Genomic DNA, 22,451 nt, shown 5'->3' on the forward strand with positions numbered 1-22,451 from the left:
GCGCCTCGCCTTCGTCTTCGTCGCGATCCTCGTCCGCCTCTCCCGCAGGTGCGGCGAACATCGCTTCGGCCGCCTCGCGTGCATCGGAGGCATGCGGATCGTGTTCCGCCTCGCCCGCCTCTTCGGCGGCCTCGGGCAGGAACGCGTCACCGTCGGCCAACGCGTCGCCGTCGGCCAACGCGTCGCCGTCGGCTTCCTCGCCTTCCTCTTCCGGCTCGTCGACGATCAGATCCTCGGCCGAAATCCACCCGGCGGCAACACGCGCCTGCATGATGAAGTGTTCGGCTTCCGCCTTCGATACGTCGAAATTGCTCAGGGCGCCCGGATAACGGGTCACCTGGCCATCCTTGCGTTCCGACCAGCCGATCAGGTCGTCCGTCGCGCAGCCGGCCAGATCCTCGATCGTCTTGATGTCGTCCTTGCCGAGCGCCACCAGCATCGCGGTGGTCAGGCCGTCGATCTCGCGCAGCTCGTCGGCAACGCCGAGTTCCTTGCGTTCCGCATCGAGCTTGGCCTCAAGCTCCTCCAGATGCTCGCGGCCGCGGGCCTGCAACTCCTCGGCCGTCTCCGGATCGAAACCTTCGATCGAGGCGATCTCGTCAGGATCGACATAGGCCACCTCCTCGACGGAGGAAAAGCCTTCGGAGGCCAGCAGTTGGGCGACCATCTCGTCGACGTTGAGCGCCTCGGTGAAGAGCTGGCTGCGCTCGGTGAATTCTTTGTGACGGCGCTCACTCTCGTCGGCTTCCGTCATGATGTCGATGTCCCAGCCGGTGAGCTGGGAGGCGAGCCGCACGTTCTGGCCACGACGGCCGATGGCCAGCGAAAGCTGGTCGTCCGGCACCACCACCTCGATGCGCTCGGCATCCTCGTCGAGCACCACCTTGGCGACTTCCGCCGGCTGCAGCGCGTTGACGATGAAGGTCGCCGCATCCGGGTTCCACGGAATGATGTCGATCTTCTCGCCCTGCAGCTCGCCGACGACCGCCTGGACGCGGGAGCCGCGCATGCCGACGCAGGCGCCGACCGGATCGATGGACGAGTCGCGCGAGATCACCGCGATCTTGGCGCGCGAACCCGGGTCGCGGGCAACCGAGCGGATCTCGATGATGCCGTCGTAGATTTCCGGCACTTCCTGGGCAAAGAGCTTCGCCATGAACTGCGGATGGGTGCGCGAGAGGAAAATCTGCGGTCCGCGCTGTTCGCGCCTCACGTCATATATGTACGCGCGGATGCGATCGCCAGTGCGGAATGCCTCGCGCGGGATCAACTCGTCGCGGCGCACGATCGCTTCCGCGCGACCCATATCGACGATGACGTTGCCGTATTCCACCCGCTTGACCACGCCATTGGCGATCTCGCCGATGCGGTCCTTGAATTCGTCATACTGGCGGTCGCGCTCGGCCTCGCGGACCTTCTGCACGATCACCTGCTTGGCCGACTGGGCGGCGATACGGCCGAAATCCAGCGGCGGCAACGGCTCGGAGATAAAATCGCCGAGCTGCGCCTCCGGGTTGCGCTCCAGCGCGTCCTTCAGGGAAATCTCGGTGGAGACATTCTCCACCTCCTCGACCACCTGAAGGAGCCGCTGCAGCCTGATCTCGCCCGTCTTGGGGTTGATCTCGGCCTTGACCTCGGTCTCCGAGCCGTAGCGCGAACGCGCGGCCTTCTGGATCGCGTCTTCCATCGCCTCGATGACGATCTGGCGATCGATCACCTTCTCGCGCGCAACGGCATCCGCAATCTGCAGCAATTCCAGGCGGTTCGCACTGACAGCCATCGTCAATCTCCTTGCACCGCGAAGGGCTCCCTGGCCCCGTCCATCGCGATTGCTTGCCTTTTCTGTCTTCCTGAGCGCCGCCCGAAGGCCGCACCGCTCGATCCAAATTCAGTTGTCGCCCGAGCCCGGCGCCACACCCGCGTTCTGCGCTGCCGCAATCAGCGCATCGGTGAGCACGAGTTTCGCCTCGCCGATATCGGCGAGCGGCAGCCAGAACGTGTCCGGTTTGTCGGCCGGTGCATCCGCGATGCGGATGCCAGCGGTCTCGTCGCGGATCCCCAGCAGGATACCGCGAAAGCGCTTGCGGCCGTCGTGCGGCATGTCCAGCTCGACCTTAGCCTCATGGCCCGACCAGCGGTCGAAGTCCTCAGCCCGCACGAGCGGACGATCGATGCCGGGGGAGGAGATCTCCAGATTGTAGGCTCCGGAAATCGGATCCTCAACATCGAGCACCGGCGACAGCGCCCGACTGATCGCCTCGCAGCCTTCCACGTCCATCGAACCGTCGGCCCGTTCGGCCATGATTTGCAGGGTACCGCCATTCAGCCCGGAATAGCGCACGCGAACAAGCCGGAAGCCCAGATCCTCGATCACCGGCTCGGCGAGCGCGGCGACTCGGGCATCCAGTCCCTTTTCCTGAACGATGCGCGGGGCGTTTTCGGACATGGCACCTCTTCAAAGCAGCCAGTCCATCGGCGCGCGGCGCGCGCGAAAGCCAAGGCGCGGCGCCATAACCTGACCCGGCTAATAAAAAAGAGCGGGACCCGCCGGGACCCACTCTCTAACTGCCGGTATCGGCCGATGGAGAATTTGAACTTGGCGGGAATATAGTCAAATACGCCGAAGACGCAAGCCCGCAGATGCCGCGCGGTCCGTTTGCACCACCTAAAGCCCAATCAAAGCCCAACCTATGCCGGAGGCGAATAGCTCGCAGGCCGACGCGCAATCACAAGACCGTTCGCATCTTGAACTAGCTCAGGAAGCAATGCTCTCGCAAGCCTGCCGGGGGTAATATCCATTCCCGAGTTGCAGACTTTGCGAAGCTCCCGGGCTCTGCCAAAACGTTTGGGTGGCGTAGCTACAAATATTTGTTTGTTCGGGAAACGTGCGCGCACTCTGCGGACTGCGGGGACGTGGTCGCTGTCCGCGCTGATAAGGATTGCCCTATCAAACAAATCGTCAAAGGCGTCTTCCAGAAGCGTCAAAGAGAAATGAACGTCCGTTTCCTTCTCTTCGTGCTGAATCCACTGAGATCCGCATTGGTGGCATAAAGCTGATTTCTCACTAAAGCGGGCAATGTGGCATTCGACACCGACATGACGAAGAGCTGCAACAAATTCTCGGTGGCGGGCATACGGGCCAGGAAGCCAAGTAGCAAATGCTGAAAAGTAAGCGGTTTTGACCAACGTTTCATTGGCCCTGCAAAGGGATTGCGCCAAGGCGCACAAATCAATCCATTTCAGATGCGGCTTACCCAAGTCATGCACGGCATGATACAAATTAAAGCCGTCAACGTAACAGGCGACCCTCATTCAAAATATCTCTTAAATGCAAAGGCCGGCTCGAAAGCCGGCCTATCCGAAGGGACGTACCCAACGGGGAGAATCATAGGCTTAATAATACACATTTCTTAGGTTGTCAAGGGCCAAAATCGCTGACTACGTGATCAATTCCGCCGAAACGTCAGATAATACCCCCGCCGCCCCCCGCGGATGGCCTTGGCCTCGTAGCGGGTGCCGGGCCAGCCTTCCCACGGCTCGCGCCAGTCGGAGGCGCGCTCGGCCGTCCATTCGAAGGCCGGGTGGGCCGCCAGGTGGCGCAGCGTCCAGTCGACGTAGGTGTCGATGTCGCTGGCAAAGCGGAATTGCGCACCGGGCTTTAGCACGCGGGCCAACCTGTCGAGATTGTCCGGCCCGACGAAACGGCGCTTCCAGTGGCGCTTCTTCGGCCAGGGATCGGGATAGAGCAGGTAGGCGCGGTCGATGGAGGCTTCAGGCAGCCAGTCGAGCAGATCGATGGCATCGTCGTTGTAGAGGCGGATATTCTCCAGCCCCTTTTCCTCGATCGCCGCCAGCGCCTTGGCCATGCCGTTGACAAAGGGTTCAACGCCGATGAACCCCGTGTCCGGAACCTCACTCGCACGGTGGATCAGATGCTCGCCGCCGCCGAAACCGATCTCCAGCGTGATGTCGGTGACGGGCACCGGAAAAAGCGCGCAGAGCGGCTGCGGCGCCGGCCGCGTCAGGTCCACGGCGAGCTTCGGCAGCAGGGTTTCGAAGCGCTCGGCCTGGGCGGCGCGCAACGCCTTTCCCTTGCGCCGGCCGAAGAAGGCGCCCTCGTAAGTGTCGTTCATGGCGTTCGAATACCGGATATTTCCTGGCCGATACAGCAAGAAAGCCGGCCCGCAGCGGGACCGGCTTTCAAGAACGGATCAGGCACCGCGACGATCAGGCCATCGCGCTCTTCAGCGCATCGACCAGATCGGTCTTCTCCCAAGAGAAGCCGCCGTCGCTCTCGGGCGCACGGCCGAAGTGGCCGTAGGCCGCCGTGCGGGCGTAGATCGGACGGTTGAGCTGCAGGTGCTGGCGGATGCCGCGCGGCGTCAGGTTCATGACCTCGCGAAGGACCTTCTCCAGCTTCGCCTCGTCAACGTTGCCCGTGCCATGCAGATCGACATAGACCGACAGCGGCTCGGAAACGCCGATGGCATAGGAAAGCTGGATCGTGCAGCGCTCGGCAAGCTCCGCCGCGACCACGTTCTTGGCAAGATAGCGCGAGGCGTAGGCCGCGGAGCGGTCGACCTTGGTGGGGTCCTTGCCGGAGAACGCGCCGCCGCCGTGCGGGGCCGCGCCGCCGTAGGTGTCGACGATGATCTTGCGTCCCGTGAGGCCTGCGTCGCCGTCCGGTCCGCCGATGACGAACTTCCCGGTCGGGTTGACGTGCCACTCGGTCTCGGCCGACAGCCAGCCGTCGGGCAGCGTCTGGGTGATGTAGGGCTCGACGATCTTGCGCACATCGGCCGAGGAAAGGTCGGGGTCGGTGTGCTGGGTCGACAGCACGACGGAAGTGATGCCGACCGGCTTGCCGTCGGCATAGCGGACGGTGACCTGGCTTTTGGCGTCGGGGCCGAGCAGCGGCTCGCGGCCGGACTTGCGGGCCTCGGCCAGCACCTGGAGGATCTTGTGCGCGAAGTGGATCGGAGCCGGCATCAGTTCGTCCGTCTCGCGGCAGGCGTAGCCGAACATGATGCCCTGGTCGCCCGCGCCTTCGTCCTTGTTGCCGGCGCTGTCAACGCCCTGGGCGATGTCGGCGGACTGGCTGTGCAGGTGGACCTTTACGTCCGCCGTCTCCCAATGGAAGCCTTCCTGCTCATAGCCGATATCCCTCACCGCGAGACGGGCCAGATGGCCGATGTATTCGTGGGTGATTTCCGCCGGACCGCGGGTCTCGCCCGCGATCACGATCCGGTTGGTCGTCGCCAGTGTCTCACAGGCGACGCGCGCCTCCGGCATTGCGGCGAGAAATGCGTCCACGACCGTATCGGAGATCCGGTCACAGACCTTGTCAGGGTGCCCTTCGGACACCGATTCGCTGGTGAAAAGATAGTCTTTGCGGGCCAATGTCACGGTCCTTCTGGGAAATGGCATAGAAGTGCCGGCGGACGGGGGCCCGCCTAAGCGCCATGAGGAAGTTGCAGGGATTGCCGAGAACGTCAAGTCCCGTGACGACCGGTTGGGCCCCGTGTTTCACGCGTGTTGCGGCGTTTCATACGCCAAGAATGAGAGCGGGAGTAAGAGCTGACGATGCCGGCGCGGCCCGGTGGCTCCCGTTGGGGAAGCCGCCTCGCTTTCGCAACCGAACTCAAGGCGGACATTCTGGTCTCGGATCGTTTCAGGCGGAGGGTTCCCCCCCATCCGCGGGACGGCGTCGATGATCGATCGCTTTGCGATCAGCCCTCTTCGCCAGCCACGGCGCGCACGAGGTCGACGATGCGCCGACGCACGCGGCTGTCCTCGATGCGAACGAAGGCGCGGTTGAGGGCGAGCCCCTCGGAGCTGGAAAGGAAGTCGACGACGTAGGAGGTCGGCTGAGCTTCGGCAAAACCCGGCTGCTCGTCGGACGACCCTGGCGCATCCTCGAAGAAGAAGGAAATGGGCACCTTCAGGATGGTTGCGATGTGCTGCAAACGGCTGGCCCCGACGCGGTTCGTGCCCTTTTCGTATTTCTGGATCTGCTGAAAGGTGATCCCCAGATGCTCACCCAGCTTTTCCTGGGACATGCCGAGCATCATGCGCCTAAGCCGGATCCGACTGCCGACATGGACGTCTATGGGATTGGGTGCTTTCTTACTGGGCATTTTTCGCCTTCATTGTTGTGGTCAAAGTCGCCGACATGCCCCCTGGACGGCCAGCGTACCCTCGACAATGTAAGTCACCGGCGTCCGGAGCAGGGCGCCAAACGGAGCGGTGACGGTCTGCCGCGACGACCCGGGCCGCCGCGAATGATCCCCTCTCACCTTTGCGGATCTCTCTCCGTATCCTCCTCTTTGCTTCGCCCCTCGCGTGCTTTCCCAATCCCAGGCTAACCCTTGTGCTTTCGCCGCCAGAGCCAAGACCCCACACCCGGCCCAACCCGAGCTGACGCAACGTGATAACCGGACCGCCTCCCGACCACGGCCGGTCCGGGACGATTGCCGTCAAGATTGCCGGAACGAAATCATGGTAAAGCCGGCGCGCTTGCGCTGGCTTTACAAGCCTCCAGTGTTTTGCCAGCAGCGCATTTTCCTGCAGAGATCCCGGCCAAACACGTTCAGTCGCGCAACCCGACGCTTGGGCAGGAAGCGAAATCGTGCCGCAGCGACCTGCCGGATCACTTGTGACGCGCAAATAATGCCCGCAGCAGCACCCCCTCGTCAATTGTTGCAATTTGACGAGATTTGTCCGGTCACATCAGGCAATTAGAAGGGAAGACGACGACGTGTCCGCACAACTCCCGCAGTGGCGAATACCACGAGAAACGCTATGGCGAGAGGCCAGTCGCCGATCCGAGCATAGAGCGTCGGCGCATCGGCGCCGGGCAGATCGGAATCGAAGGCGCCCTTTGTGCCCAGCGGCAATTGGGCACGGATCCGGCCGCGGGAATCGATGACGGCGGAAATGCCCGTATTGGCGTCGCGCACCAACGGCAGCCCCTCCTCCACCGCCCTCAGGCGCGCCTGGCGCAGGTGCTGGTGCGGTCCCGGCGTGTTGCCGAACCAGGCGTCGTTGGTGAGGTTCAGGAGCCAGCCCGGACGGTTGCCCTGATCGACGACGGCACCGGGAAATATCGCCTCATAGCAGATCAGCGGCGAGAACTCCGGAGCTCCGGGAGGCGTCAGTTCGCGGTGCCGGAAGCCCGGCGTGAAACCGCCCGGCACGCGCACAAGGTTTTCAAGCCCCAGCCGGGTCAGCAACCCGCGCAACGGCAGATATTCACCGAAAGGCACCAGATGAACCTTGTCGTAGGCATCGACGATGGTGCCGTCGTCGGTGATCACATAGATGGAATTATAGAAATCGGTCTTGTGGCCCGACGCGCCCGCGTCGGCGGCCGGTTCCGCCCGGGCCGCCCCGGTGATCAGCACGGTTCCCTCCGGAAGCAAAGCCTCGATGGAGGCGAGCGCGCCGGGCTCCTGGGTCAGAATGAAGGGAAAGGCCGATTCCGGCCAGATCACGTGGGTGATCTTGTCGAGGCGAGCGTCGTCGGGGCCGAGCGGGGCGGAGGAGAGATCGAGATAGCGCTCGAAAATCCATTGCGCGTTGCCCGGCACCCATTTCTCGGCCTGCGGAATATCGGGCTGGACAATGCGCAGCCGCACATTTGCGACATCCTGAGGTCCGGGCTCGTGCAGGCGCCACGCGCCGTAACCGAGACAACTGGCGAACAGAAGCACGACGAAGCCGAAAAAGGCCAAGCGTTGCGAGAGACGGCCGGTGTCGACAAGCACCGCCGGCGCGGCAAAGACGAGCACCGCGACGAAGCCGAGGCCATAGACGCCGACCAGCGCCGCCGGCTGCATCATCAGCGTGTTGGCGGCGAAGCCGTAGCCGATCGCGTTCCAGGGAAACCCGGTCAGAACGTGACCGCGCAGCCATTCAGCCCCCGATACGGCCGCCGCGAGCACCAGGATGCGCATGGCGCCTTCGGTCCAGAAATACCGTGCGAGTGCGGCCGCCCCCGCCCAGAAGAGCGCCAGTCCCGCCGGCATGGCCAGAACGGCGAAGGGCATCATCCAGGCAAACGCATCCGCTTCCACCAGGAAAGCAGAGCCAATCCACCATAGCCCGGCGAGGAAGTAGCCGAACCCGAACCACCAGCCGACCGCCGCCGCACCGCGCAGCGAGATCCGGGTGCGCCTTCCATCGTCCGTCATGGTCGCGTCGATCAGCCAGACGAGGCCGGGAAACGAGAGCCACAGCACGAAGAAGAGATCGAAGGGAGCTTGGGACAGGGCGGCCAGCGCGCCCAGCAGAAAGGCTGCGCCCCACCGGCGCCAGCCCCAGCTCAAGATCAGCGTATCGGCCAGGCTCTGGATCATGCGCACGTTCCGAATCGCCCCCGGGCGGAAGGCTGCATCATGTGCGCGGGCGGACTTGCCCGGTCAAGGGTCGGAGCGACGAGAGGTCGCGCCGCGCATCGGCGGCCCGATTTCACGGTCCGTGAAAGAACTATTTAGGGGTTCCGTTGCTAGAGTTGTCAGGATCGAGGATGTGGACCGTCTTCCCGGTTGCGTAACGGAAAGACGCCCGGGGTGCGGCCCCAACCGCGGTCATACCCGCCCATGGTCCAGCAACTGGAACCGTGGTGCCGGATTTTAATCATCGGGGCATTCTCCAGCCCCTCGCTCCCAATCGCCAGGACTGCCAGATGCGGGCCGCTTCCATCATCATCGACGTGACTTCGCCAGACGCGCTTTGCGCTGAACTGGAATGCGCCGTGCGCAATACGGACATCGCGGCCGACCTCGTCTTCGCCTTCTACGGACAGGATCTCGATGGCGACGCCATCCGTCGCGTCGTCGGCACGCGCTTCCCCGCGGCCAAGCTGATCGGCGGCTCGTCCTCCCATGGCGTCATGGACCAACATGGTCCGCGCAGTGCCCGATCGCTCGGGCTTCTGCTGATCGAAGATCCGGAAGGCGACTACGGTGCCGCCTCCCGCCCGCTCGGCGATGATCCCGCCGCAGCCGCGGAAGAAGCCCTGCGCGCAGCACTCGAAGACGCCGAATGCGCCGGCGAGCTACCCGAACTCGTCTGGACCTATCAGGCGCTCGGCCATGAGGAACAAATCATTGCCGGCCTGAAACGCGTGGTCGGCGACCGCTGCCCGATTGTCGGCGGCAGCTCGGCCGACGACAACGTGGAAGGCAAATGGACCCAGATTTCACGCGATGGCGCGACCCGCGACGCAATCGTCGTGTGCGCGCTGTTTCCCTCCCGGCCACTTGGCTACGGTTTCCAGGGCGGATACGAACCCAACGGCCACACGGGCCTGGTGACACGGATCGACGGAGGACACGTGACGAAGGTGGAGGGGCCGCCTCGCAGTCGCACGATTCTGGAGATCGACAACAGACCGGCTGCGGCGGTCTATGACAGCTGGCTCGGGGGGCAGATCGCCGACAAACTCGAACGTGGCGGCACGATCCTCGCCGAAACAACGATGGCCCCGCTATCGGTCAGGGCCGGAGCGGAGAACGGGCTCGATCAGTTCCTGCTCGTCCACCCCGAGGCGGTGCGTGCCGACGGCGCGCTGACGACGTTTGCCGAAGTCGAGGAAGGCAGCACGATCTACTGCATGCGCGGCGATGCCGACCATCTGATTTGCCGTGCCGGTCGCGTCTCCCGCCAAGCCCTCAAGCAGACCGAAGGAACCGATGCCATCGCCGCGCTGGTCGTCTTCTGCGGCGGCTGCCGAATGGCGGTGCGCGATCATATCGGCGACCTCTCCTCAACCCTGAAGAAAGCGCTCGACGATACGCCGACGCTCGTCTGCTTCACCTTTGGAGAGCAGGGCCCGGTCCTCGGCGTCAACAAGCACGGAAATCTGATGATTTCCGCCGTCGTCTTCGGATCGTAAACGCATGGACAGGATCCAATCCATCGAGGCGCTGCGCGACATCCTGCAGGATCTTCAGCAGGAGAACGCCTCCCTTCGCACGCAGGCCCACCAGGCCAGGCTGCTCTCCTCCGGTCTGCAGTCGCTGCTTTCGCTCGATGACGGGAACGACCCCTTCCAGGTCGCTTTCGCCTCGCTGCGCGAGGTCTTCCGGTTCGATACGGCCGTGGCCCTGGTGGAGGAAGGCGACGCGCTCGACTGCATCGCATCCACCACGCAGGATATGGTCGGCACGCACTGGGAGAAATCGCGACTTATGCTCAAGGTGATGGGCGGTCGCGCTGCCGCACGCATCGAGGAGGGCGGCCGTCCGCCCGTTCCCGACCATCCCGCACTTGTGCGGCCGGATCAGCCGGCCATGTTCCTTCCGATCCGGCTGGAGGCTAAGCGAGGCGCGATCGTGCTGCTGAGGGCCGCCGGGACGGAGGGCTTCTCGCGCGACGATGTAACGCTCGGCCAACGCTTCGCCCTGCTCGCCTCGCATGCGCTCAGCATCCGCCGGCGCCATCACAGCGAGAGCGAGAACCAGCGGCTGCAGGAGCTCACCCATACCCTGGAGCACAGGGCCTATCACGACGATCTGACCGGCATCGGCAACCGGGCGCAGCTGGAAAAGTGCGGATCCGAGGCGCTTGCGGCGCGCCACGAGGGCGAGCTGATCGCCCTCGTCTTCATCGATGTCGACCGGTTCAAGCGGATCAACGACTATTTCGGCCACGAGACGGGCGACGCCTTGCTGAAGCTCATTGCGCAGCGGCTGGCGGCGGAGGCCGCGCCTTGCGACTGCGTGGTGCGGATGAGCGGCGACGAATTCGTTATGCTGATCTGCGAATTGCCGGACATGGAGGCGGCGAAAGCGCGGGTGGAGCGGGTGCGCCGGGCGCTCGGCAGCGTCTACCTATTGGAGGGCAATCGGATCGATGTGACGAGTTCCATCGGCGTCAGCATATGTCCGGACAATGGCAACGAATTCCAGGAACTGCGACGCAACGCCGATTTCGCGATGTACCGGTCCAAGGCCGAGCGTCACGGCGCGGCCGTGTTCTTTTCCAGCGAGATGGGACGCGACCTCTACAGCTCGATGCAGCTGGAACGGCTGCTGCGCGAGGCGGTCGAGAACAAGGCATTCGAGGCAGCGCTTCAGCCGAAGGTGCGGATCGCCGATCGCAAGGTGGTCGGCTTCGAAGCGCTGGCGCGCTGGCGGGAAGCGGACGGGACGGTGCGCTCGCCCGCAGAGTTCATCCACGCGGCGACGGAACTCGGGCTTCTCAACGCGGTGACGTTCGCGGTCGCCGAGGATGCGCTGTCGGCCTTTGAAACGCTCGACACCCGCTTTGGAGGCGAAACGTCGATTTCGCTCAACATCGCCGGCATTCAGGCGAACGATCCGGCGTTCATGTCGGCGCTCGTTGCCCGCGTGGTGGCCAGCGGGCGCGCCAGCCGGCTTATCCTGGAGCTGACCGAGGATGCGATGGTGCAGGCGCCGCAGTTCCGCGCGCTCGTGCAACCTATGCTGAGCGCGGCCGGCATCCGCGTCGCCATCGACGACTTCGGCACCGGCTACTCCTCGCTTTCGGTGCTGGCGGAACTAGCGGCGGACGAGTTGAAGATCGACCGCTCCTTCGTGAACCGCATCCAGCACAACCCCGTCAACCAGCGCATCCTGCGCGCCATCGAGAAGCTCGCGCACGCGATCGGGTTGCAGACGGTGGCGGAGGGCGTAGAGACGGAAGCGGAACTCGCCTACCTGCAGTCACAGAGTTCCGTCGACATCGTCCAGGGCTACTTCTTCGCGCCCCCGATGATCGTTGACGATCTGATGACCTGGTCGGGTCCGGACGCCACACGCCGGGTCTACCGGATCGGGTGAGACGTCACTCCGCCGCCTGTTCCTCGTTTTCCGCCTTCCGTCTCGGGCGGGCCCCGGCGGTGGGAACCGGGATCGTCTCCGCGCCTTCGCGGATGATCTTCACGCGCTTGACGCGGCGCGGATCGGCATCGATCACCTCGAACTCCAGGCCCGGTATCATGTCGGCCGAGATCAACTCGCCCCGCACCGGCACGCGGCCGACGATGGTGAAGAGCAGACCGCCCAGCGTGTCGATTTCCTCTGACAGTTCGCCGACGTCGAAGCCATCGCCGAGTTCCGCCGCAAGATCCTCGATGGTGACACGCGCGTCCGCCACCCAGGTGCCCTCGTTCTGGCGCACCAGCATCGGCTCCTCGTCCTCGTCGTGCTCGTCCTCGATATCGCCGACGACCGTTTCCACCAGGTCTTCGAGCGAAACGAGACCGTCGGTGCCGCCGTATTCGTCGATGACCAAGGCCATCTGCACGCGAGAGGCCTGCATCTGCGCCATCAGGTCGGCCGCACGCATGGAAGGCGGCACGAACAGGACCGGACGGATGATGTCGAGCCCGGCGAGCGGACGCGAGAGATCGAGGTTTCCGGAATCGAGCCCGCTGGCACCCCGCTTTTCCGAATACCGCTTTTCGGCATCGGGGTCTTCGGCGTCCCGCTCTTGCGCGCCATTCGGCGTGCCGTTCAGGGCGCCAGTGAAAAACGAGAGCAGATCCTTGATGTGGACCATGCCGCGCGGATCGTCCAGCGTCTCGTGGTAGACGGGCATGCGCGAATGGCCGGAGGAGCGGAATTCCTCCATCAGCTGGCCGAGCGAGATCGTTTCGTCGACCGCATCGATGTCGGCACGCGGGACCATCACGTCCTCCACGCGCACCTCGCGCAGGCGCAGGATGTTGCCAAGCAGCACCCGCTCTTCCGGTGAAAAATTGGCATCGCCGCCATAATCGGCGGCCAGCACGTGTTCGAGATTTTCGCGCAAGGATCCGTTGCGGCGCAGCACGAGCTGACTGATCAGCCGCGACAGCCATGGGCGAGGATCGCGCTCGGCATCCGCCTCGAAACGAGACGCCGGCGCGGTGGAACTCTGGCCCGGCTCTTCGGGCGAAGAGGGCTCGGAAGTTGAACTCTCAGGCAATGTCATTGTCTCGTACGGTCCCACGTCCGGAACCGGTTTTCGTCCTATGCTGCGGGATCAATCCGGTAAGGGTCGGCTATGCCGAGGCTTGCCAGGATCCGGGTTTCGAGGCCTTCCATTATCTCGGCCTCCTGGTCAATTTGGTGATCATACCCGAAAAGGTGAAGGATTCCGTGTACGATTAAGTGAATGAGATGCTGCTCGAAGCTGCGCCCGGCCTCCTCCGCCTCGCGCAAGACGGTTTCACGCGCCAGCACGATGTCTCCCAGAAGCGGCCCGAACACGGGTCCCTCCTCGTCGCCGCCGGGAAAGGACAGCACGTTGGTCGGCTTGTCCTTGCCGCGATAGTCGCGGTTGAGGACCTGCACCTCCGCGTCGTCGGAAAAGACGACACTCAGCTCCGATCCCTGCAGACAGCGCAAGCCCGCCTCGCGTTTTGCCGCAGCAAAGGCGCGTTCCGCCAACGCATGAAGCGCTTCCGCATCCGGCCATCCGTCCGCATTGATCGTCAGATCGATTTCAATGTCTTCGGGCAGATCGCCCGTGGCGTCGCCGAACGCGTCATCCGGTGCACCGGTTGGCTGTGTCACGTCGTTCTAGCCCCTGCGTGGCGGCGTCGCCGGCCCGGCAGCCTGTGTGCCGGAGCGGCCTGTCTCCGGCGTCTCCTCGGCGACCGCCGATGCCCTGTCGTAGGCGGCGACGATGCGGGCGACCAGTTCGTGCCGGACCACGTCCTTCTCGGTAAATCGCACCCGGGCGATGCCCTCCACGCCTTCCAGCACATCGAGCGCCTCGCGCAAGCCGGAAATCATGCCGCGCGGCAGGTCGATCTGGCTGGGATCGCCGGTGACGATCATCTTGGCGTTGTCGCCCAGACGCGTCAGGAACATCTTCATCTGCATGGCGGTGGTGTTCTGGGCCTCGTCGAGGATCACCACCGCGTTCGACAGCGTGCGTCCGCGCATGAAGGCGAGCGGCGCCACCTCGATGACGCCGGAGATCATGCCGCGTTCCACCTTTTCGCCGGGCATCATCTCGTAGAGCGCGTCGTAGAGCGGGCGCAGGTAGGGATCGACCTTTTCCTTCATGTCGCCGGGCAGGAAACCGAGCCGTTCGCCGGCCTCCACCGCCGGGCGCGACAGGATGATCCGGTCGATCTCGCCGCGCTCCAGCAACGCCGCCGCATAGGCGACGGCGAGAAAGGTCTTGCCGGTGCCGGCCGGGCCGATGCCGAAGACGAGGTCGGCGCGGTCCATGGCGCGGATATAGGCGTCCTGCGCGGGCGTGCGAGCGACGATTGTCTTGCGCTTGGTCGATATCTGGGCAAACGACAGGCGCGAGCGCGGCTCGAGCGTGGGCAGCGAAAGCTGGCCCGCATCGCTCGAAGCCATGCGGATGGCGCCTTCCACGTCGCCGGGATGCAGCTCGTGGCCCTGCTGCAGACGCCGATAGAGCGCCTCCAGCGCAAGCCGCGCCTGCTCGCAACCCTCATGGCTGCCCTTGATGGTCACCTGATTGCCGCGGCCGATCGCCTCGATCCCGAGCCGGCGCTCGATCAGCGCGAGGTTCTGGTCGAACTGGCCGAAGAGATCGCCGATCAGCCGATTGTCATCGAAGGCGACGACCACATGGGTCATGTCGGACGCGGGAGCCGCCTCGCGAGTGTTATTCCCGCGAAGCTCTGTTTTGTCCCGTCCAGTCCTGTCCTGCAAAGGGGTATCCCCCGTCAAGCCACGCCTCCCGCATCCGCCGCAACGCGGCTTGCATCTTCCGCCGGGGTTGCAACCGCTGGCCTGTCCGCGATCAGGCGCCCAACCAGGCTGTTCGATCCGACGTCCTCGATCACGACGCGCCGGATCTCGCCCAGAAGCTGCGCCGGCGCCTCCACGTGCACCGCCTGAAGCCATGGCGAGCGGCCGCCGAGCTGGCCGTCGAAGCGACCCGGCTTTTCGAACAGCACGTCCATCTCGCTGCCGCGCTTGGAAAGGTTGAACGCCCGCTGCTGATCGTTGATGAGCGCCTGAAGGCGTTGAAGCCGCTCCGACTTCACCTCTTCCGGCACCTGATCGTCGAGATTGGCGCCGGGCGTGCCCGGGCGCGGGCTGTACTTGAAGGAGAAGGCCGAGGCGTAGCCGATCTCGCTGACGAGATCGAGCGTCGCCTGGAAATCAGCCTCCGTCTCGCTCGGGAAGCCGACGATGAAATCGCCGGAAAGCGCGATGTCCGGCCGCGCCGCGCGGATGCGATCCACGAGGCGGAAATAGTCCGCGCCCGTGTGCTTGCGGTTCATGAGGCCGAGAATGCGGTCTGAGCCTGCCTGCACCGGCAGGTGCAGATACGGCATCAGGCAGTCGAGATCGCGATGGGCGGCGATCAGGTCATCGCCCATGTCGCGCGGATGGCTGGTCGTGTAGCGCAAGCGATCGAGGCCGGGGATTTCCGCAAGCGCGAACAGAAGCCGGCCGAGGCCCCAGTCGCTGCCGTCAGGGCCTTCGCCGTGATAGGCGTTGACGTTCTGGCCGAGGAGCGTCACCTCGCGCACGCCCGCCTCCGCCAGCCGGCGGGCCTCGTCGAGCACCTGAGCAACGGAGCGCGAGATCTCCGCACCGCGCGTGTAAGGCACCACGCAGAAGGTGCAGAACTTGTCGCAGCCTTCCTGCACCGTCAGGAATGCGGTCACGCCGCGCTTCATCATCACGGCCTTTTCGGCCGCCGGCAGCGCCGCGAACTTGTCCTCTGTCGGAAAATCCGTCTCTACCACGCGCGCGCCATTGCCCGCGCGCTTCAGGAGCTCGGGCAGGCGGTGATAGCTCTGCGGCCCGAACACCAGATCGACGGCGGGCGCGCGGTTGATTATCTCCTCGCCCTCCGCCTGCGCCACGCAGCCGGCGACGGCGATCGTCATAGGCTTGTCGCCGCCGGCGCGCGCATCCTTCACCTTCCGGATGCGGCCGATTTCGGAATAAACCTTTTCGGCCGCTTTCTCGCGGATGTGGCACGTGTTCAGGATGACGAGATCCGCCTCGTCGAGATTATCCGTTGTACGGTAGCCGACCGGAGCCAGCGCGTCCGTCATGCGATCGGAATCGTAGACGTTCATCTGGCAGCCGTAGGTTCGCACGAAGACTGTCTTAGCGTCGCTCATCGAAGTCGAAACCGGGCCTCTTCGGGCAGATTGATCGGGCGGAGAGCACACCGGCCTCGCCACACATTGCTATCGGCGACATTTCCGGCCCTTTTGTGGAGGCGAAAGCCGCAGCGAGCTGCCACCGGAAATTGCCGGCGGCGTTCATTCGCGTTCAGCACTAACGTTTTTTGTCCCGGTTGAGAATAGGGGCTTATTGCGACGCGGCAACGATTCGCTGCCCATTCTCGCCATTGGACTTCGATACGGCGTCGTTTGCGGTCGTCGCTGTGGCTTCCGGGGTACGGTCGCGTCCGCCGAAAAGCGTATCGGTTACGGCCTTGCGCACGGTTTCCTCAAGCCCACGGGCGAGCGTCTTGCGGTCCGTGCCCGGCGCCACCGCAACCGGCTCACCCCAGATCACCTCGACATCCACCGCGCCTTCCTTCAGAAGCCGCCACAGGTGGGGGGCAAGATCCATGTCGCCGTACCAGGCGATCAGCGGACGAGTGCGCCGGTCGAGCGGCACGCCCTGGATCCGGGTGTAGACGATGGCAAGCGGCTGCACCCAGACCGTCTGCGTGCCCTCGCCGTTGCCGTTGCCCGCAAGAGCGGCCTGCGCGGCGCCGATCAACGCGGTGCGGAAGGGCAGCACGGTCGCACCATCCGACGAGGTGCCCTCGGCAAACAGCACCATGGCATCGCCATCGGTAAGCCTGCGGGCGATTTCCGACATGGTCTTTCCGGTCGCCGAACGACGCTGGCGGTCGACGAAGACCGAGCGCTGGAGGCGCGCAAAGGTGCCGAAGAGCGGCCAACTCGCCACCTCCGACTTCGCCACGAAGGACAGCGGAATGCATGAGCCTAGCACCGGAATGTCGAGCCAGGACAGGTGATTGGCGGTGAGAAGCAGCGGGCGTTCTGGCGCCTCGCGGCCATGCTGCGTCACCCGCACCCCCAAAAGCGCGCAGACGATGCGGTGAAACAGCACCGGGATCGTCCTCCGGATGCCCCATTCATAACGGACCGCGAGCCACTGGACCGGCAACAGGACGAGCGTCACAACCGTCAGACCGGCAATCGCCAGACAGGCGCGCAGGACGGGCATGGCGACATGTTCTCCTGAACGGCCGTGCGCGGCACGGATTTGAAAGGTGAAGAGGTCCGGGAATTTGCCATAGCCGGACGCGACTGGCGCGTCAAATCCACAAGTGCCCGGGCTCTCAATCGGCCTTGCGTACGCGTGCCGGCCGGGGAGGCGGCGTCAACGTGCGGCGCATGACGAGCGCGGTCGAAGGGCCGGCGCTCTCGGACGTATAGTAGCCCTTGCGCTCGCCGACGATTTCGAAGCCCAGCCGTTCGTAGAGCTCGCGGGCGGACGCATTGCCGGCATCGACCTCGAGGAAGATGTTGAGGATGCGATCGGCATAGAGCCGGCGCATGGCGGCTTCCATCAGCCGCTTGCCATGACCGCGACCGCGCCAGCGCGGGTGGACGGCGATGGTCAGGATTTCCGCCTCGTCGGCAACGGCCCGCACCAGCACGAAGCCGATGGGCCGGCGCGAAGCGGTGGGCGCGCCGCGCCGGGTGACCAGCGCGAAGACGCCGTCGCCAGACATCAGGGCCGCGATCTCCTCCTCGCTCCATTCGCGCGAAAAGGACAGGCCATGCAGTTCGGCAAGCTCCGCGAAGTCTTCCCGCTCGGCTTCCTCAACACGCGGAGGCAGGGACGAGAACCAGCCCCCGATCATGCGTGCGCAATCCTGAAACGGGTCTGCGGTTTGGCATCGGGCGGCTTGAGGTAGAGCGGCATGGGCGGCCCGTCGGGGGACGACGCGCCCAGGCCGAGGCGGGCGACGGCCGCAATGTCGGGGGCGGGCGACAAATCGACGATCTCGAGATCTGCACGGATCTGCGCAATCGCCGGTGCCGCGGCACCGGCAAGGCGCGCATCGCCGGGAAGGGATGCGGCGAAGTCCTCCGCCACGACCGCAGCAGGCGCGCCTTCGGGCGCTCCGTCGGCCGCAAAGAGCTGAGCATAGACCTCGCCGCCGCGCGCCGGCAGGACGACGGCGAGCGAATGGGCGCCCGCCTTTTCCCGTGCGGCTTCTGCGATCGCAGCGAGCGTCGTGACGCCAACGAGTTCGACCGGCCAGACGACGGCGAAACCGCGCGCAAGCGAGAGCCCAACGCGCAGGCCGGTAAAGCTGCCGGGTCCCACCGTGACGGCGATGCGGTCGAGGTCAGCAAAGCCGACTGCAGCACTCGCCATCACCTCCCGCACCATGTCGGCCAGCCGTTCGGCGTGGCCGCGGCCGAGATCTTCGCTGAGCGCTGCGAGCGAACCGTCGTCGCGAAGGACGGCGGCGGAACAGCGCGACAGCGCGGTATCGAGGGCGAGCAGGGTCATGGCGCATGGCTAGCGCCGGGGACGCGTCCTGTCGAGTGGGGAAATGGGAGAAGACGGGGATGATCGTGCGGATGCGGCACGCGCCGGGCATGCGCCGCATCCCTGAAGACCCCCGTATCGCCGAAAGGGACGGCGTCAGACGGCGCGAACCTCTTCCACTTCCGGGATGAAGTGGCGCATCAGGTTCTGAATGCCGTGGCGCAGCGTTGCCGTGGAGGACGGGCAGCCGGCGCAGGCGCCGCGCATGGAAAGATAGACGATGCCGTCCTTGAAGCCGCGGAAGGTGATGTCGCCGCCGTCCTGCGCAACGGCCGGGCGCACGCGCGTCTCCAGCAGTTCCTTGATGGTTTCAACCGTCTCGCTGTCGCCCTCGGCGAAGAATTCCTCGGCGTTCTCGCCGGCCGAATCGGCCCGAAGCACGGGCTGGCCGGACATGAAGTGCTCCATAATAGCGCCCAGAACCGCCGGCTTCAGGTGCTGCCAGTCGCCGTCGGTCTTGGTCACGGTGATGAAGTCGTGGCCGAAATAGACGCCGGTCACGCCCGGCACCTGGAACAGCTTTTCGGCCAGCGGCGAATCGTGAGCGCCTTCCGCGTCGCGGTAGTCGCGCGTCTCGCCATCCAGCACGACGCGGCCGGGAATGAATTTCAGCGTCGCCGGGTTCGGCGTTGCTTCGGTCTGAATGAACATCGGATCTGTCCCTGGTATTCGCCGTCTCGTCGGCCTGTGGCTTGCCCGCCGCGTCCGGACCGACCTGCCCCGCTCAAGGCATGGAGCGGGGGCCGGATCGATCGAGGCGGCAGGTTGCACCTTCAAGTCCGTCCCGACCGGACCGCGACGGTCCAATCACGCGGTACGTGCTCAAGATAACGGTCTTGAGCGCTCTCTTGTCGCTCCGGGGCCATCCACCTGAACGGCCGGCATCCCGGAAATTCCGTTTCGGGTCGGAGGCAATCCCCACGGAGATGGTGCCGGCTGCCCGTCGTTGCAACTGAACATTGCAACCCCGGCGCATGGCACAAGGCGACAAAGGGTCGCCATTCCTTCTCCCTGGTCCTGCCCCCGGTTTCGTTCCTTCGGTTTGCCTGTAGCGGTCTGCCTGTCGCTGGTCGGTTGCTTGCGCTCTATTTCCGCCGCACGCGCTCCAGTCGCCAGCCCTGCCCCCCCCCGCACGCGCCGTCCGCTCGGGGTAACAAGATCAGTTTTGAACATTTCTATTCTAGACCAAATAGGACGCTTCGCAAAGCAAACAAGACGCCGAGGCGCGCCTGTCCACGGATCCGGTCCGCGGTCTCTTTCCTGAGACGAATCCGGAAAGCGCGCGGCCCGCGTCAGGCAAGCGTGGCGATGTCCTCGTCCGACAGGGTGCCGGGAACGATGGTGACGGGAATGGGAAAGGAGCCGGCGGTCTTGGACGCAAAGGAGGAGACCAGCGGCCCCGGGCCTTCCGAACTGGTTCCGGCCGCCAGCACGAGGATCGCGATATCCTGATCCTGCTCGATCAGCTTGGGGATCTCGTCGGACAGCTTGCCCTCGACGATGACGCTTTCCGGATCGATGCGCGCAACGGTGCGGATTTTCTCCGCCGCGCGTGCCAGCGTCGTCTCCGCCTCTTCCGTCGCCTCGGCGCGCATGATGTTTTCCACGCCGATCCAGTGCTGGAAGTCGGCCGGCGCGCATGATGTTTTCCACGCCGATCCAGTGCTGGAAGTCGGCCGGCGCGATGCAATAGAGCATGACGACGGCCCCGCCGGTGCGCTCCGCGCGCATCGCGGCGTAACTCAGGGCCCTGTCGCATTCCGGCGTCTCGTCGACAACGACCAGAAACTTGCGGCGGTGGCCTTCCTCGAAACTGCGTCTTTTCACCATGCGCGCATGCTGCCACCGGGCCGGGGATGCGGCAAGTGCTCGTTTCACGACACGAACAAGACGAAAATTCCGAAGCCGGGGCAGACGGCTCACGCAGCCGGCAGCAAAATCCCTTCAAGAAACGCGGCGAGCTCCTCATGAGCATCGAGCGGCAGCACGTGGGCGACGTACTGGTCGGGGCGGACCACCACCATGGCGCCGCGTCGCCGATCGATGCCGCGGACGTCGAAAATATCGCCGGCCCGGAAATCCGGGCAGAACATCTTCTCGTAGTCCGTCAGCCGATAGCGTCCCTTTGCCGGGCGCAGGAAGGGTGGTGTCGCTTCCAGTGCCACGTCGCGGTGACCCTGCTGGAAGATCGCGCGCACATCGATCACCGCGTCGATATCGTCGCCTGACGGCGTGAACCGACGCACTGGCGACGCCTTATCCTCGCCAAGGAAGGCGCAGAGCCGGGCGATCGCCGAGCCCGGATCGGCCGGGTCCGCCGCATCGGCAAAGGCGAAGATCCGCCAACGCCCGTCCGCCTCCACGGTGTGACCGAGATTGAGCGGTCTGGCATCCGCCAGACGGATAACGGGCGCGGAGTGGAACCGCATGCCGATGGCAAAGCCCTCGGCCAGATGCTGATGCGTTGCCTCGCCGGTCAGAACGGAGGGGCGGTAGCGGGTCGCGGTGCCAGCGGTGAAACGGCCGAATTTGAGGAAATAGTTCCGGAAGACCTCGGGGTCGACACCGTCACCGTCCGCATCTTCCGCCCGTTTCGGTGCGGCGGAGAACATCTTCGACCATTCGCGGTCGAAGTCGATCAGCTCCTTCGCGATTGCCTGACGCTCCGCGGAGTAGGTGGCAAGCAGCGCGGGTGCGGCCCGCCCCGTTAGCACGTGGGCAAGCTTCCAGCCGAGGTTGAACGTGTCCTGCATGGAAACGTTCATGCCCTGGCCGGCCTTGGGGCTGTGGGTGTGGCAGGCATCGCCGGCGATGAAGACGCGCGGCGCGCGCGTCCCGGCGTCTGCCTCCGGCACATCGTCGAACCGGTCGGTGAGCCGCTGGCCGATCTCGTAAACCGACCACCACGCCACCTCCTTCACCTCCAGCGTGTAGGGCGCGAGGATGCGCTTCGCCGACGCGATCAGGTGATCGACGGTGATGTTGCGCGCGGCAACGCGCTCGTCCGCTGCGAGCTTTTCCATCTCCACGTAGAGCCGCACCAGGTAGCCGCCCTCGCGCGGGATGATCAGAACGTTGCCCTCGTTCGCCGAATGGATCGCCGATTTCAGGCGAATATCGGGGAAGTCGGTGACGGCGAGCACGTCCATCACGCCCCAGGCCTGGTTGGCCGAATCACCCTTCAGGCTGCGCCCCAGCGACTGGCGCACCGCCGAGCGCGCCCCGTCGCAGCCCACCACATATTTAGCGCGCACGGTCTCGATCTCGCCGTTGTGCGCCGCATCCGTGCGCTCCAGCCGGACGGTGACAGGGTAGGCATCATTCGCCGCCGTATCGATAACGAGGTCGAGAAGCCGGCGGGAATAGTCCGGCTCCAGCCGGCGCGGCGAGCGCTTCATGACGTCGAGATAGCAATCGTGCACCCGGGCCTGGTTGAGGATCACGTGCGGAAATTCGGACAAGCCGTCCTCCACGTCCTGCACCCGGCCATGACGCACGATGGCGGATTGATGCGCCTCGTCCGGCTTCCAGAAGGTGGTCTCGTTGACCCAGTAGGCCTCACGCTCGATGCGCTGCGCGAAACCGAAAGCCTGGAACATCTCCATCGTACGACAGGCGATGCCATCGGCCTGGCCGAGCTTCAAAGGCCCGTCCTTCTGCTCCACGATCCGCGTCTCGATATCGCCGAAGGCGGAAAGCTGTGCGGCGAGCGTCAGCCCGGCCGGGCCGCAGCCGACGATCAAGACGTCGACCGTCTCCGGCAGGCGCTCGTCTTGCCCGTCCGCGTTCGTTGCCGCGTCGGCGATCTCCGGATCGCCCGTCCGGAATCCGTTCAGATGGAATTGCACGCCCGATATCCTCCCCGTCATGCTCCTCTTAATTACTCAGTATACTGATTATCAGTATACGTTCAATATCGCTTGCAAATGTCCATGGCTGCCC

17 protein-coding genes and 2 pseudogenes are annotated in these 22,451 nt (G+C 64.9%); 2 read left to right on the forward strand and 17 right to left on the reverse strand.

Annotated features, from left to right (window positions below; genetic code table 11):
• Positions 1-142: 142 nt before the first annotated feature.
• The 7 genes and pseudogenes from nusA to lnt all read right to left on the reverse strand — a co-directional run.
• Positions 143-1,780 (reverse strand): annotated as a pseudogene (nusA, locus tag V2L18_RS10625) (transcription termination factor NusA); the annotation flags it as partial.
• Positions 1,781-1,888: 108 nt separating this feature from the next.
• Positions 1,889-2,446 carry a ribosome maturation factor RimP gene (gene rimP / locus V2L18_RS10630; protein WP_336178203.1) on the reverse strand — a complete coding sequence of 186 codons (558 nt, stop codon included), beginning with the start codon at positions 2,444-2,446 and terminating at the stop codon, positions 1,889-1,891.
• 242 nt (positions 2,447-2,688) lie between these two features.
• A complete protein-coding gene (locus V2L18_RS10635) occupies positions 2,689-3,312 on the reverse strand; it encodes an NYN domain-containing protein (RefSeq protein ID WP_336178204.1) in 624 nt (207 codons plus the stop codon).
• Positions 3,313-3,446: 134 nt separating this feature from the next.
• The gene (trmB, locus tag V2L18_RS10640; protein ID WP_336178205.1) at positions 3,447-4,133 is read right to left on the reverse strand and encodes a tRNA (guanosine(46)-N7)-methyltransferase TrmB; all 687 of its coding nucleotides are present in this window, start codon (positions 4,131-4,133) and stop codon (positions 3,447-3,449) included.
• Between the two features lie 94 nt (positions 4,134-4,227).
• A complete protein-coding gene (metK, locus tag V2L18_RS10645; protein ID WP_336178292.1) occupies positions 4,228-5,400 on the reverse strand; it encodes a methionine adenosyltransferase in 1,173 nt (390 codons plus the stop codon).
• A 329-nt stretch (positions 5,401-5,729) separates the two neighbouring features.
• Positions 5,730-6,137 (reverse strand): helix-turn-helix transcriptional regulator, encoded by a 408-nt coding sequence (locus tag V2L18_RS10650; protein WP_336178206.1) that lies wholly within the window; start codon positions 6,135-6,137, stop codon positions 5,730-5,732.
• A gap of 600 nt (positions 6,138-6,737) precedes the next feature.
• Positions 6,738-8,357 (reverse strand): apolipoprotein N-acyltransferase, encoded by a 1,620-nt coding sequence (gene lnt / locus V2L18_RS10655; protein ID WP_336178207.1) that lies wholly within the window; start codon positions 8,355-8,357, stop codon positions 6,738-6,740.
• Between the two features lie 329 nt (positions 8,358-8,686).
• Here lnt and V2L18_RS10660 point away from each other — a divergent pair, with 329 nt between their 5' ends.
• Together V2L18_RS10660 and V2L18_RS10665 are read left to right on the forward strand one after the other, a co-directional pair.
• On the forward strand, positions 8,687-9,898 hold the full coding sequence (locus V2L18_RS10660) for an FIST N-terminal domain-containing protein (RefSeq protein WP_336178208.1): 1,212 nt from the start codon (positions 8,687-8,689) through the stop codon (positions 9,896-9,898).
• A gap of 4 nt (positions 9,899-9,902) precedes the next feature.
• Positions 9,903-11,807: a bifunctional diguanylate cyclase/phosphodiesterase gene (locus tag V2L18_RS10665; protein ID WP_336178209.1), complete on the forward strand. Its 1,905-nt coding sequence runs from the start codon at positions 9,903-9,905 to the stop codon at positions 11,805-11,807.
• A 4-nt stretch (positions 11,808-11,811) separates the two neighbouring features.
• Here V2L18_RS10665 and V2L18_RS10670 read toward each other — a convergent pair whose 3' ends face one another.
• From V2L18_RS10670 to V2L18_RS10715, 10 genes and pseudogenes are all read right to left on the reverse strand, one after another.
• Positions 11,812-12,936 carry a hemolysin family protein gene (locus V2L18_RS10670; protein ID WP_336178210.1) on the reverse strand — a complete coding sequence of 375 codons (1,125 nt, stop codon included), beginning with the start codon at positions 12,934-12,936 and terminating at the stop codon, positions 11,812-11,814.
• Between the two features lie 44 nt (positions 12,937-12,980).
• A complete protein-coding gene (gene ybeY / locus V2L18_RS10675; RefSeq protein ID WP_336178293.1) occupies positions 12,981-13,472 on the reverse strand; it encodes an rRNA maturation RNase YbeY in 492 nt (163 codons plus the stop codon).
• Between the two features lie 60 nt (positions 13,473-13,532).
• Positions 13,533-14,573 (reverse strand): PhoH family protein, encoded by a 1,041-nt coding sequence (locus tag V2L18_RS10680; RefSeq protein ID WP_336178211.1) that lies wholly within the window; start codon positions 14,571-14,573, stop codon positions 13,533-13,535.
• Positions 14,574-14,662: 89 nt separating this feature from the next.
• The gene (gene miaB, locus V2L18_RS10685; RefSeq protein ID WP_336178212.1) at positions 14,663-16,081 is read right to left on the reverse strand and encodes a tRNA (N6-isopentenyl adenosine(37)-C2)-methylthiotransferase MiaB; all 1,419 of its coding nucleotides are present in this window, start codon (positions 16,079-16,081) and stop codon (positions 14,663-14,665) included.
• A 193-nt stretch (positions 16,082-16,274) separates the two neighbouring features.
• Positions 16,275-17,168 (reverse strand): lysophospholipid acyltransferase family protein, encoded by an 894-nt coding sequence (locus tag V2L18_RS10690; RefSeq protein ID WP_336178213.1) that lies wholly within the window; start codon positions 17,166-17,168, stop codon positions 16,275-16,277.
• Positions 17,169-17,283: 115 nt separating this feature from the next.
• Positions 17,284-17,811, reverse strand: coding sequence for a GNAT family N-acetyltransferase (locus V2L18_RS10695; protein ID WP_336178214.1), 528 nt, complete (start codon positions 17,809-17,811; stop codon positions 17,284-17,286).
• Positions 17,808-18,470 carry a tRNA (adenosine(37)-N6)-threonylcarbamoyltransferase complex dimerization subunit type 1 TsaB gene (gene tsaB, locus V2L18_RS10700; RefSeq protein ID WP_336178215.1) on the reverse strand — a complete coding sequence of 221 codons (663 nt, stop codon included), beginning with the start codon at positions 18,468-18,470 and terminating at the stop codon, positions 17,808-17,810. Before tsaB ends, V2L18_RS10695 begins: the two co-directional genes overlap by 4 nt.
• 135 nt (positions 18,471-18,605) lie before the next feature.
• Positions 18,606-19,160 (reverse strand): NifU family protein, encoded by a 555-nt coding sequence (locus V2L18_RS10705; RefSeq protein WP_336178216.1) that lies wholly within the window; start codon positions 19,158-19,160, stop codon positions 18,606-18,608.
• A gap of 641 nt (positions 19,161-19,801) precedes the next feature.
• Positions 19,802-20,339: pseudogene (locus tag V2L18_RS10710) on the reverse strand (universal stress protein).
• 89 nt (positions 20,340-20,428) lie between these two features.
• Complete coding sequence (locus V2L18_RS10715; protein ID WP_336178217.1) at positions 20,429-22,357, reverse strand: FAD-binding monooxygenase; 1,929 nt, start codon at positions 22,355-22,357, stop codon at positions 20,429-20,431.
• Positions 22,358-22,451: the final 94 nt, after the last annotated feature.

The sequence above is a fragment of the Breoghania sp. JC706 genome (assembly GCF_037026715.1).
Lineage (GTDB): Bacteria > Pseudomonadota > Alphaproteobacteria > Rhizobiales > Stappiaceae > Breoghania.